Below are 12437 nucleotides of genomic sequence, written 5' to 3'. Positions count from 1 at the left end.
GGTATAATCGACGAGGACAGCGAATCGCCGCTGTTGCAGTCCGGGGGCGGCCGCTAAGTTCGCCGCCTCCCCAAAGGCTCAGTCGCAACATGCACCAGTATCAGGACCTCCTCGAGCGGATTCTTTCAGACGGCGCCGAGAAGACCGACCGGACCGGCACCGGCACGCTCTCGGTGTTCGGCCATCAGATGCGCTTCAATTTGTCGGCCGGCTTCCCGATGCTGACGACCAAGCGGCTGCCGCTGAAGGCGATCGTGCATGAGCTGCTCTGGTTCCTGAAGGGCGACACCAACATCAAATATCTGCGCGACAACCGCGTGACCATTTGGGACGAGTGGGCGGACGCCAATGGCGATCTCGGCCCGGTGTACGGCCATCAATGGCGCTCCTGGCCCACGGCCGACGGGCGCAGCATCGACCAGATTGCCAATGTCATCGACATGATCAAGCGCACTCCTGATTCCCGCCGGCTGATCGTCACCGCCTGGAATCCGGCCGACGTCGAGAAGATGGCGCTGCCGCCCTGCCACCTGCTGTTCCAGTTCTATGTCGCGAACGGCAAGCTGTCCTGCCAGCTCTATCAGCGGTCGGCCGACGTGTTTCTCGGCGTGCCCTTCAATATCGCCTCTTACGCGCTGCTCACCATGATGGTCGCGCAGGTCACCGGCCTCAAGCCCGGCGACTTCGTACATTCGTTCGGCGATGCGCATCTTTATTCCAACCATCTGGAGCAGGCGCGGCTCCAGCTCAGCCGCGCCCCGCGCGCGCTGCCGGTGATGCGGATCAATCCCGATGTGAAGGACATCTTCTCCTTCCGCTACGAGGACTTCGAGCTCGTCGGCTACGATCCGCATCCGCACATCAAGGCCGAAGTGGCGGTCTAGCGCCCTATGTCGCTCGCCATCCGCCGTGCACGGCCCGGGGAAGCCGGGCTCGTTCTGTCCTTCATCCGCGAGCTCGCCGAATACGAAAAGCTCACGCACGAGGTGGAGGCGACCGAGGCCGACATCGCCGACGCGCTGTTCGGCGAGAGGCCGCAGCTCTATTGCGCGATCGCGGAGTGGAACGGCGAGCCGGTCGGCTTCGCGGTGTGGTTTCTCAATTTCTCCACCTTCAGCGGCCGCCACGGCATCTATCTCGAAGATCTCTATGTCCGGCCGTCGCATCGCGGCAAGGGCCTCGGCAAGGCGCTGCTGGCCTATCTCGCCAGGGAATGCGTCGACAACGGCTGGTCGCGCCTGCAATGGGCGGTGCTCGACTGGAACGCACCCTCGATCGCGTTCTACAAATCGCTTGGCGCGGTCATGATGGACGACTGGACGCTTTGCCGCGTCACCGGGCCTGCGCTGACACGGCTTGCCGGGAGCTCTGCCTGATGGAGATCGTCTTCGTCGTCGCGATCGCGGAGAATGGCGTCATCGGCGCGGGCAATGCGATGCCATGGCGATTGAAGTCCGATATGGCGCGATTCAAGGCGCTGACGATCGGCAAGCCCGTGATCATGGGCCGCAAGACCTTCGAGACCCTGCGCCGGCCGCTGCCGGGCCGCACCAACATCGTGGTCACGCGCGATGCCGCTTATCGCGCCAATGGCGCCATCGTCACGACGTCGCCAGCGGATGCCGGCGCGGTCGCGCTTGGCGACGCCCTGCGGCGTTCGGTCACTGAGATCGCGGTGATCGGCGGCGCCGAGATCTTCCGGCAATGGCTTGATCGCGCCGACCGCCTCGAGATCACCGAAGTGCACGCGCGGCCGGAAGGCGATACGCATTTCGACATCGACAAGGCGGAATGGGACGAGGTTGAACGCATCCGCCACCCTGCCGGCCCCGACGACAGCGCCGACGTCTCCTATGTGACATATCGTCGGCGGCGCGGCCATTAACCGCTTTCGTCAATGTTTACATTGACTTTTTCGCGCCCGAGCATAGCTCGGAAGACGGCCAGGGCTGCGTTGTAAGGGACCTGCCTGTCCCCTATAAAGCCGGACCGGACAAAGCGGGCGGGGGCAATTCCACCCTGCCGAGGAGAGCGTCGAATGCCGTGGAAGAATCAGGGCGGTGGCCCGTGGGGCTCGGGTCCAAAGGGACCATGGGGCTCAGGTCCGCAACCGGTCGGGCCGAGGCCGCCGGATCTGGAGGACCTTCTGCGGCGCGGCCAGGACCGCCTCCAGCAGATCATGCCGGGTGGTTATTTCTCCGGCGTCGGCATCACGCTGATCATCCTGCTGATCGTTGCATTCTGGCTGCTGTCGGGCTTCTTCCGCGTGCAGTCCGAAGAGCTCGGCGTCGTGCTGCGCTTCGGCAAGCATGTCCGCACCGTGCAGCCGGGCCTGAACTACCATCTGCCTTATCCAATCGAGACAGTGCTGCTGCCGAAGGCGCTGCGCGTCAACACCATCTCCATCGGCATGACGCTGATCGACGATCCGGCGCGGCGCGGCCGCTCAGTTCGTGACGTGCCGGAAGAGAGCCTGATGCTGACCGGCGACGAGAACATCGTCGACGTCGACTTCACCGTGCTCTGGCGCATCAAGCCGGACGGCGTCGGCGATTTCCTCTTCAACATTCAGAATCCCGAAGGCACCGTGAAGGCGGTCGCCGAGAGCGCGATGCGCGAGGTGATCGGCCGCTCGCAGATCCAGCCGATCCTGACCGGCGCGCGGAACGTCACCGAGCAGAACGTGCATGAACTGATCCAGAGGACCTTGGACAGCTACGGCGCGGGCATTCAAATCAGCCAAGTGCAGATGCAGAAGGTGGATCCGCCGGCGCAGGTGATCGACGCCTTCCGCGACGTGCAGGCGGCGCGCGCCAATCTCGAGCAGCTGCAGAACGAAGCGCAGACCTACGCCAACCAGGTGGTGCCGCAGGCGCGCGGACGTGCAGCGCAGATCCTTCAGGCCGCCGAAGGCTACAAGGAGCAAGCGGTCGCCGAGGCCAAGGGCCAGAGCGCGCGCTTTCTGAAAGTTTACGAGGAATACAAGAAAGCGCCCGACGTGACGCGTGAACGGATCTATCTTGAGACGATGGAGCGCGTCCTCGGCGGCGCCGACAAGCTCGTCTATGACGGCGGCGCCTCGGGGCAGGGCATCGTGCCCTATCTGCCGCTTCCCGAACTGACGACCAAGCGACCGCCTACCACCGGTCCGCAGTCGAGCGGAGGCAGCCGATGAGGTCTCCGGTTACAGGTTTCGTCACGCTGCTCGGGCTGCTCCTGGTCCTGATCGTCGGCTACATGTCGCTGTTCACGGTACAGCAGACCGAGCAGACCATCGTGCTCCAGTTCGGCCGGCCCGTCGACGTCGTCACCGCCCCCGGCCTGCATTTCAAGGCGCCGTGGAATTCGGTGATCAACATCGACAAGCGGATCCTCGATCTGGAGAATCCGTCGCAGGAAGCGATCGCGTCCGACCAGAAGCGGCTCGTCGTCGACGCCTTCGCGCGCTACCGCATCAAGGATGCGCTGCGCTTCTATCAAAGCATCGGCTCGATCCAGGCTGCCAACATCCAGCTCACCACGCTCCTGAACGCGGCGCTGCGCCGCGTGCTCGGCGAGGTCACCTTCATCAACGTGGTGCGCGACGACCGCGAGAAGCTGATGCTGCGCATCCGCGACCAGCTGGATCGCGAGGCGGACGGCTACGGCATCGAGGTCGTCGACGTCCGGATCCGCCGTGCCGACCTGCCGGAGCAGAACAGCCAGGCGGTCTATCTGCGCATGAAGACCGAGCGTGAGCGCGAGGCCGCCGAGTTCCGGGCACAGGGTGGACAGAAGGCCCAGGAGATCAAGTCCAAGGCCGACCGCGAGGCGACCGTCATCATCGCGGAGGCCAATTCGCAGGCTGAGCAGACCCGCGGCGCGGGCGATGCCGAGCGCAACCGCCTGTTTGCGGAGGCCTATGGCAAGGACGCCGACTTCTTCGCCTTCTACCGGTCGATGACGGCCTATGAGAACGGGCTGCGTGCGAACGACACCCGCTTCCTGCTGCGGCCGGATTCGGATTTCTTCCGGTACTTCAGTAACCCGTCCGGCAAGATGGCAACCGAGACGCCGGCGAAGCCGTAAGCTAGACAAAGGGCGGCGGATTTCGCCGCCCTTTGTCCAGACAAGAACAGCATAACGGGAGGTTCCATTCCGATGAGGTCCATTGCGTTCGCCGACTTCCTCATCGGCCTAGGCATCCTGTTCGTGCTCGAAGGCTTGATGTTCGCGGCCAGTCCGAACTGGATGCGCAAAGCCATGAAAAGCGCCATCGCCACTCCGGACAACATCCTGCGGGCGGTCGGGATCGCCTCGGCCGTGGCCGGACTGGTCCTGATCTGGGTTATGCGGCGCCCGATTTAGGCCTTCGGCCAACGCCAAAGTGAAGGCGCCAGACTGGTTTTCGCCGTATTATCGGGCTCTTGAGGCCCGTGAAGCTCCGCGCTTGCGCCGTGCCCCCGTTCGAGCGCAGTCTGGCGCCGAATCCCTTTACTTGGAGATCACAATGACCGCTGCCACCATTGCCCCGTCCCGCTCGCGCCGCCGCGTGCGACTTGGTGTGCGAATTGGGCTGGCCGCGCTCGCCGTCGGTGCTTTCAGCGCGTTCGGCGCGCCGGCCCATGCGCGTGGACCGGATGGCATCGCCGATGTCGCCGAGAAGGTGATCGACGCGGTCGTCAACATCTCGACCTCCCAGACGGTCGAGGCCAAGGGGGGCGGCAGCAACACCATGCCGCAACTGCCGCCCGGCTCGCCGTTCGAGGAGTTCTTCGACGACTTCTTCAAGAACCGCCGGGGTCCCGGTGGCGGCAGCAAGGGCGGCGAGCGCGGCGACAACAACCCGCCGCGCAAGACCAACTCGCTCGGAAGCGGCTTCATCATCGATACGGCGGGCGTCGTCGTCACCAACAACCACGTCATTGCGGATGCCGACGAGATCCACGTCATCCTCAACGACGGCACCAAGATCAAGGCCGAGCTGGTCGGCGTCGACAAGAAGACCGATCTCGCCGTGCTCAAGATCAAGCCGCCGAAGCCGCTGGTCGCGGTGAAGTTCGGCGATAGCGACAAGCTGCGCCTCGGCGACTGGGTGGTCGCGATCGGCAATCCCTTCAGTCTCGGTGGCACCGTGACGGCCGGCATCGTCTCGGCAAAGAACCGCGACATCTCCTCAGGGCCGTACGACAGCTACATCCAGACCGACGCCTCCATCAACCGCGGCAATTCCGGGGGTCCGCTGTTCAACCTCGACGGCGACGTCATCGGCGTCAATACGCTGATCATATCGCCGTCCGGCGGCTCCATCGGCATCGGCTTCGCCGTGCCGTCGAAGACGGTGGTGGGCGTCGTCGACCAGCTCCGCCAGTTCGGCGAGCTGCGCCGCGGCTGGCTGGGCGTGCGCATCCAGAGCGTCACCGACGAGATCGCCGAGAGCCTCAACATCAAGCCCGCGCGCGGTGCGCTGGTTGCCGGCGTCGACGACAAGGGCCCGGCCAAGCCCGCCGGGATCGAGCCCGGCGACGTCGTCGTCAAGTTCGACGGCAAGGACGTCAAGGACCCGAAGGACCTGTCCCGCGTCGTCGCCGACACCGCGGTCGGCAAGGAGGTCGACGTCGTCATCATCCGCAAGGGCCAGGAAGAGACCAAGAAGGTCACGCTCGGCCGCCTCCAGGATCCCGACAAGGTACAGGCGGCGGTGAAGACCGACGAGCCGGCGCCGGAGAAGCCGGCGACGCAGAAGGCGCTCGGCCTCGATCTCGCGGCGCTGAGCAAGGATCTGCGCACGCGCTACAAGATCAAGGACAGCGTCAAGGGCGTGGTCGTCACCAATGTCGACGCCAATTCGGACGCCGCCGAGAAGCGCCTGTCCGCCGGCGACGTCATCGTCGAGGTGGCGCAGGAGGCGGTGTCGAGCGGCGCCGACATCCAGAAGCGGGTCGATCAGCTCAAGAAGGACGGCAAGAAATCGGTGCTGCTGCTGGTCTCGAACGGCGAGGGCGAGCTGCGCTTCGTCGCGCTGAGCGTGCAGTAGAAAGCGCTTAGCTGCACGCTCACTGTCATTCCGGGATGGTGCGCAAGCACCAGACCCGGAATCTCGAGATTCTCAGGTGCGCAATCGCGCACCATAGTTCGATGCTTCGCGTCGGCCCGGAATGACAGAGAGAAAATCTACCCCTCCACGAACTCGTCTCGCCGATACCCCTGTGCATACAGTAGCGCGGTGAGATCGCCGTGATCGATCCGCGCGGCTGCAGCCGCCGCCACCGCGGGCTTGGCGTGATAGGCCACCCCCAGTCCCGCGGCCTGGATCATCGCGAGATCGTTGGCGCCGTCGCCGACCACGACCGAGTCGATGTCGTCGAGATCGAACGATTCCATCAGGTCCACCAGGGTCGCGAGCTTCGCGGCGCGGCCCAGGATCGGCTCCTTCACTTCGCCGGTGAACTTGCCGTCGCGCACGACGAGCTCGTTGGCGCGGTTCTCCTGGAAACCGATCTTGGCGGCGACCGCGCGCGTGAACAAGGTAAAGCCGCCGGAGACGAGGCAGGTATAGGCGCCGTTCGCGCGCATGGTGGCGACCAACTCGCGGCCGCCCGGCGTCAGCGTGATGCGCTTGGCCAGCACCTCGTCGACCGCGCTGGCCGGCAGGTCCTTGAGCAGCGCGACGCGCTCGCGCAGCGCCGGCTCGAACTCGATCTCGCCGCGCATGGCACGTTCGGTGATGGCGGCGACATGCGCCTTGACTCCGACGAAATCAGCGAGCTCGTCGATGCATTCCTGGCCGATCATGGTGGAATCCATGTCGGCGAGAAAAAGCTTCTTGCGCCTGAAGCCAACAGGCTGCACGACGATGTCGATGGGCAGGTCGCCGCGGAGCTCGCGCAACCGCTGCTCGATGGCGTGGCGGTCGCCTTCGAGGTTACTGTCGGCGCCGAAGGGGATGTCGACCGCAACCCCGTCGAACAGCCAGTGCGCGGGCGCCGCCTGCGGCAGCACGGTGCGGGCGCCGTCGACGATGGTCGAGTCGAGCGCGGGATTGTCGGGGTTGCAGATCAGCGTGGCGACGAGGGACATTTGAGGTTTTCGTGAGCGAGGGGCATTCGAGCAAGGCCGTGCTTATCGCAGGCCCGACCGCCAGCGGCAAGTCGGCGCTGGCGCTCGAGCTCGCGCTCGCCGCCGGCGGCGTCGTCATCAATGCCGATTCCATGCAGGTCTATCGTGACCTGCGCATCATCACGGCGCGGCCGACCGCGGCGGACGAGGCGCTCGTGCCGCATCGTCTCTATGGCCATGTCGATGCCGCCGTGAATTTCTCGGCCGGTGCCTGGGTAAGCGATGCGGCGAAGGCGCTCGACGAAGCAAGAGACCAGCGACGTCTGCCGATTTTCATCGGCGGCACCGGGCTCTATTTCAAGGCGCTGACCGCAGGTCTCTCCGTGGTGCCGCCGATCCCCGCCGAGCTGCGCGAGGACGTGCGCGCGCGGCTGGAGCGGAACGGCGTCGAGGCGCTGCACGCGGAACTTGCAGCGCGCGATCCGCACGCGGCCGAGCGATTGAACCTGCGCGACCGCACCCGCATCGCCCGCGCGCTCGAGGTCGTCGAGGCAACCGGCCGTTCGCTGCTCGATTGGCACCGGGAAGGACAGCCACCGCTGCTGTCCAAGGACAATTTTCGCGCGGTCTTCCTCGCCCCCGAGCGTGACGAGCTCTATGCCCGCATCGATGCCCGTTTCGATGCCATGCTGGGCGCCGGCGCGCTCAAGGAAATCGAGCGGCTCGCCGCCAGGCATCTCGATCCGCTGCTGCCGGCCATGAAGGCCCATGGCGTGCCGTGCTTGATTCGGCATCTGCGCGGCGAGCTCAGCCTGGAGGAGGCCGCCAGCATCGGCCGCGCCGATACCCGCCACTACGCCAAGCGGCAATTCACCTGGTTCCGGCACCAGCTGCCGGACTTCGAATGGGTGAGGCCGCAGGAGGCGCGGGGATGGCTCGCGGCGATCGTGACGGCGGAGCGGAACCTCGATTGACGCGCTTTTGTGCCGGGTTCCCGAATTTACCTCTCGCCGAACCCGGGGAACACCGCTACACTGCCAAAGCCGCGCGGGAACGGCCGCATTGCCTTGACATTCAGGCTTTGGCCGCTATGTTTCGCGCAACCTTTGGGAAGCCGAGCACCGCCATGCGTAACATTATTACCAAACTCCTTATCGCCGTCGTACCCAGGCACACCGCCGGGGGTGGCTAGCTGCCATCCACATGACTGGCGGTGTGCATGGGCCCTCTTCGGGGCCTTTTTTATTTCCCGAACCCGACACGAATGAAGCCGCTGACAACAGCGCATCCGGAGCAAGCCAATGAGCGACAAGAGCCACGACCCGAACCAGATGACCGGCGCCGCGATGATCGTCCGCGCACTCATCGATCACGGCGTGACCGACATTTTCGGCTATCCCGGCGGCGCGGTGCTTCCGATCTACGACGAGATCTTCCAGCAGAGCGAGGTCCAGCACATCCTGGTCCGTCACGAGCAGGGCGCGGGCCATGCCGCCGAGGGCTATGCGCGCTCAACCGGCAAGCCGGGCGTTGCGCTGGTGACCTCCGGCCCCGGTGCCACCAACATGGTGACGCCGCTCACTGACGCCCTGATGGACTCGATCCCGCTGGTCTGCATCTCCGGCCAGGTGCCGACGCATCTGATCGGCAACGACGCGTTCCAGGAATGCGACACCGTCGGCATCACGCGCCCCTGCACCAAGCACAACTGGCTGGTGCGCGACGTCAACGATCTCGCAAAGGTGCTGCATGAGGCCTTCTACGTCGCAACCTCGGGCCGTCCGGGCCCGGTGCTGGTCGACGTCCCCAAGGACGTGCAGTTCGCCACCGGAACCTATCATCCGCCGCGCAAATCGGACGTGCACCGCTCCTACGCCCCGCGCCTGAAAGGCGATGCGGCGCAGATCCGTAAAGCGGTCTCGCTGCTCGCGAACGCCAAGCGTCCCGTGATCTACAGCGGCGGCGGCGTGATCAATTCCGGTCCCGAGGCGACCAGGCTGTTGCGCGAGCTGGTCGAGGTCACCGGTTTTCCGATCACCTCGACGCTGATGGGCCTCGGCGCTTATCCGGCGTCGGGCAAGAACTGGCTCGGCATGCTCGGCATGCACGGCACCTATGAGGCCAACATGGCCATGCATGATTGCGACGTCATGCTGTGCGTCGGCGCGCGCTTCGACGACCGCATCACCGGCCGCGTCGATGCGTTCTCGCCCGGCTCGAAGAAGATCCACATCGACATCGATCCGTCCTCGATCAACAAGAACATCCGGGTCGACGTGCCGATCATCGGTGATTGCGGCAACGTCCTCGGCGACATCCTCCAGGTGTTCAAGGCGGAGGCGAAGAAGCCCGACATCAAGTCGTGGTGGCAGCAGATCGCGCAATGGCGCGCCCGCAACTCGCTCTATTACAAGAAGAGCAACGACGTCATCCTGCCGCAGCACGCGATCCAGAGCCTGTTCGAGGCGACGCGCGGCAAGGATACCTACATCACGACCGAGGTCGGCCAGCATCAGATGTGGGCGGCGCAGTTCTACGGCTTCGAGGAGCCGCATCGCTGGATGACGTCGGGCGGTCTCGGCACCATGGGTTACGGCCTGCCGGCTGCGGTCGGCGTGCAGGTGGCGCATCCGGACAGCCTCGTCATCGACATCGCGGGCGATGCCTCGGTGCAGATGACGATGCAGGAGATGTCGACGGCGGTTCAGTACGAGCTGCCGATCAAGATCTTCATCCTGAACAACCAGTACATGGGCATGGTGCGCCAGTGGCAGCAGCTTCTGCACGGCAACCGCCTGTCGCATTCCTATTCGGAGGCGCTGCCGGATTTCGTCAAGCTCGCGGAGGCCTACGGCGCCGTCGGCCTTCAGGTGCACAAGCCGGCCGATCTCGATGGCGCCATCAAGGAGATGATCTCGGTCAGGCGCCCGGTGCTGTTCGACTGCCGTGTCGCGGCACTCGAAAACTGCTTCCCGATGATCCCCTCCGGCAAGGCCCACAACGAGATGCTGCTGCCGGAGCAGGCCAACGACGAGGCGACCGCGAAGGCATTCGCCGGCGGCAAGGCGCTGGTGTGAGGCCATGTTCGACCTGTGGGAGCTCGAGCGCGCACATGCGATCGTGGGGCAGGCGGTGCCGGCAACGCCGGCACATGCCTGGCCGTTGCTCGCCGGTCGGCTCGGCACCGAGGTCGTGGTCAAGCACGAGAACCACACGCCGATCGGCGCCTTCAAGGTGCGCGGCGGCCTCGTCTATCTCGAACGGCTGAAGCGCGAACGGCCGAAAGCAGCGGGCATCATCTCGGCGACGCGCGGCAATCACGGTCAGAGCCTCGCCTTTGCCGCGAGCCGCCACGGCGTGCCCGCGGTGATCTATGTGCCGCGCGGCAACTCGGTCGAGAAGAACCGCGCGATGAAGGCCTTTGGTGCCGAACTCGTCGAACACGGCGAGGACTTTCAGGCGGCACGCGAGGAAGCCGAGCGCCGCGCGCAGTTGGCCGGACTCCACATGGTGCCCTCGTTCCACCCGGATCTCGTTCTTGGCGTTGCGACCTACGCTCTCGAACTGTTCCGCGCAGTGCCCGACCTCGACGTCCTCTATGTGCCGATCGGGCAGGGCTCCGGCATCTGCGGCTGCATCATGGCGCGCGACCTGCTCGGCCTGAAGACCGAGATCGTCGGCGTGCAGTCGACGGAAGCGCCGTCCTATGCGCTGTCGTTCGCGGCCGGAAAAATCGTGACGACCGAGACCAGCAACACGCGCGCCGACGGCATGGCGACGCGCATCCCCGACGAGGATGCGTTCGCGCTGATCCGCAAGGGCGCCTCGCGCATCGTAGAGGTCACCGACGACGAGGTCGCCGCTGCGATCCGCGCCTACTGGACCGATACGCATAATCTCGCCGAAGGCGCCGGCGCAGCCGCGCTGGCGGCGGCGCTGCAGGAAAAGAGCAAGCTGAAGGGCAAGCGCGTCGGTCTCGTGCTGTCCGGCGGCAATATCGATTTCGATCTGTTCCGCCGTTGGGTCGGGACGGACGCGCCAGCGATGGCGTGACGGAGAGACAAGAGGGGACGACAATGAACCAGCCCGCATCCGCCTATTTCATCGAGGACCGTCACGATCCCAACGAGACGCATACGCTCGCGGTGCTCGTGCAGAACGAGCCGGGCGTGCTCGCGCGCGTCATCGGCCTGTTCTCGGGGCGCGGCTACAACATCGAGAGCCTCACGGTCTCGGAGACCGAGGCCCAGAAGCATCTGTCGCGCATCACCATCGTCACCACGGGCACGCCGATGGTGATCGCGCAGATCAAGAACCAGCTCGACCGCATGATTCCGGTGTACCAGGTCGTCGACATGACCCAGACCAAGCGCTCGATCGAGCGCGAGCTCGCGATGGTCAAGGTGCGCGGGCAGGGCGAGCATCGGGTCGAGGCGCTGAGGCTGGCGGATGCGTTCCGCGCCCGGGTGATCGACGCCACCACCGAGAGCTTTGTGTTCGAGATCACAGGCAATACGGACAAGATCAATCAATTTATCGACCTGATGCGTCCGCTCGGCCTCGTCGAGGTGTCGCGCACGGGTGTTGCCGCGATCGGCCGCGGGCCTGAAGGGATGTGAGCCATGCTGGCGCGCGACTGGTACTACAACGAGCGGAACCGGATGGGGATCGAGCCTGCTGTGGCCTCGATCTACGACAACCATGACGATGCCGATCTGCGGGCGCGCGCCGCGCTGAAGATGCTCGGGGTCCAGCGCGGCTGGCGCATCGCCGATATCGGCTGCGGCAACGGCGTGCTCGCCACCGAGGCGGCGTTGATGGGGGCTGACGTCGACGCCATCGACATTTCGCCGGCGATGCTGGCGCTGGCCGAGATCTATGCCCGCGACCGCAAGGCGCCCGTGCGCACCCAATCCGCCGGCCTGCTCAGCTTCGCCTATCGGCCCGAATCCTACGATCTCATCGTCAGCGAGTTCACGCTGCACCATCTGCCGGATTTCTGGAAGGCGGTGGCGATGTCGCGGATTTTTCGTGCGCTCAAGCCCGGAGCGACGTTTTATCTCCGTGACATTGTTTACTCATCGATGCCCGACACGATCGAGCGTGACGTCGAGCAATGGGCCGACTTCCAGATCAAGAACCACGATTTCTCCCGCGAGGGCGTGGTGACCCACATGCGCGACGAATATTCCACCTTCGGCTGGGTGATGGAGCGGATGCTGACCGACGTCGGCTTCAGCCTGGTCTCGGCCGACTACCACGCGCCGATGCACGGCACGTATCTGCTGCGGAAACCGAAAGCCGGCGAGCAAGGCTAGACCAGTGGCAATCAATTCAGCCAGCCAGAGCGGAGCTGCGCTCCCTCCCTCGCTTGCGGGGGAGGGTTGGGGAGAGGGTGT

At 65.2% G+C, this 12437-nt stretch carries 13 protein-coding genes; 12 read left to right on the top strand and 1 reads right to left on the bottom strand.

The features are described from left to right. Positions 1–89: 89 nt before the first annotated feature. The 7 genes from N2604_RS32365 to N2604_RS32335 all read left to right on the top strand — a co-directional run bounded on the left by N2604_RS32365 (position 90) and on the right by N2604_RS32335 (position 6016). Positions 90–884 carry a thymidylate synthase gene (locus N2604_RS32365; RefSeq protein WP_260372036.1) on the top strand — a complete coding sequence of 265 codons (795 nt, stop codon included), beginning with the start codon at positions 90–92 and terminating at the stop codon, positions 882–884. Between the two features lie 6 nt (positions 885–890). Continuing rightward, positions 891–1376, top strand: coding sequence for a GNAT family N-acetyltransferase (locus tag N2604_RS32360; RefSeq protein WP_260372035.1), 486 nt, complete (start codon positions 891–893; stop codon positions 1374–1376). Then, a complete protein-coding gene (locus N2604_RS32355; protein ID WP_260372034.1) occupies positions 1376–1885 on the top strand; it encodes a dihydrofolate reductase in 510 nt (169 codons plus the stop codon). The genes N2604_RS32360 and N2604_RS32355 overlap by 1 nt, the downstream gene beginning before the upstream one ends. A 153-nt stretch (positions 1886–2038) precedes the next feature. Then, positions 2039–3175 (top strand): FtsH protease activity modulator HflK, encoded by a 1137-nt coding sequence (gene hflK / locus N2604_RS32350; protein WP_212376320.1) that lies wholly within the window; start codon positions 2039–2041, stop codon positions 3173–3175. Further along, positions 3172–4068 (top strand): protease modulator HflC, encoded by an 897-nt coding sequence (gene hflC / locus N2604_RS32345; RefSeq protein ID WP_260372033.1) that lies wholly within the window; start codon positions 3172–3174, stop codon positions 4066–4068. Before hflK ends, hflC begins: the two co-directional genes overlap by 4 nt. Positions 4069–4140: 72 nt before the next feature. Beyond that, the gene (locus N2604_RS32340; protein ID WP_172787439.1) at positions 4141–4347 is read left to right on the top strand and encodes a DUF2065 domain-containing protein; all 207 of its coding nucleotides are present in this window, start codon (positions 4141–4143) and stop codon (positions 4345–4347) included. A gap of 142 nt (positions 4348–4489) precedes the next feature. After that, positions 4490–6016: a Do family serine endopeptidase gene (locus tag N2604_RS32335; protein WP_260372032.1), complete on the top strand. Its 1527-nt coding sequence runs from the start codon at positions 4490–4492 to the stop codon at positions 6014–6016. Between the two features lie 137 nt (positions 6017–6153). Here N2604_RS32335 and serB read toward each other — a convergent pair whose 3' ends face one another. Next, positions 6154–7059 carry a phosphoserine phosphatase SerB gene (gene serB, locus N2604_RS32330; RefSeq protein WP_260372031.1) on the bottom strand — a complete coding sequence of 302 codons (906 nt, stop codon included), beginning with the start codon at positions 7057–7059 and terminating at the stop codon, positions 6154–6156. A gap of 11 nt (positions 7060–7070) precedes the next feature. On the opposite strand from serB, the gene miaA reads away from it, so the two are divergent. The 5 genes from miaA (at position 7071) to N2604_RS32305 (ending at position 12356) form a co-directional block, all read left to right on the top strand. Further along, the gene (miaA, locus tag N2604_RS32325; protein ID WP_260372030.1) at positions 7071–8012 is read left to right on the top strand and encodes a tRNA (adenosine(37)-N6)-dimethylallyltransferase MiaA; all 942 of its coding nucleotides are present in this window, start codon (positions 7071–7073) and stop codon (positions 8010–8012) included. Positions 8013–8339: 327 nt separating this feature from the next. Then, the gene (locus tag N2604_RS32320) at positions 8340–10115 is read left to right on the top strand and encodes an acetolactate synthase 3 large subunit (protein ID WP_260372029.1); all 1776 of its coding nucleotides are present in this window, start codon (positions 8340–8342) and stop codon (positions 10113–10115) included. A gap of 4 nt (positions 10116–10119) precedes the next feature. After that, positions 10120–11091 (top strand): threonine dehydratase, encoded by a 972-nt coding sequence (locus N2604_RS32315; protein WP_260372028.1) that lies wholly within the window; start codon positions 10120–10122, stop codon positions 11089–11091. 23 nt (positions 11092–11114) lie between these two features. Continuing rightward, positions 11115–11657 (top strand): acetolactate synthase small subunit, encoded by a 543-nt coding sequence (ilvN, locus tag N2604_RS32310; protein ID WP_080139379.1) that lies wholly within the window; start codon positions 11115–11117, stop codon positions 11655–11657. Between the two features lie 3 nt (positions 11658–11660). Next, positions 11661–12356 (top strand): class I SAM-dependent methyltransferase, encoded by a 696-nt coding sequence (locus N2604_RS32305; protein WP_260372027.1) that lies wholly within the window; start codon positions 11661–11663, stop codon positions 12354–12356. The last annotated feature ends 81 nt before the right edge of the window (positions 12357–12437 follow it).

The sequence above is a fragment of the Bradyrhizobium sp. CB1015 genome, from assembly GCF_025200925.1.
Lineage (GTDB): Bacteria > Pseudomonadota > Alphaproteobacteria > Rhizobiales > Xanthobacteraceae > Bradyrhizobium.
Note: the sequence above shows the minus strand (reverse complement) of the source record. Positions and strands in the feature narration are given on the sequence as shown.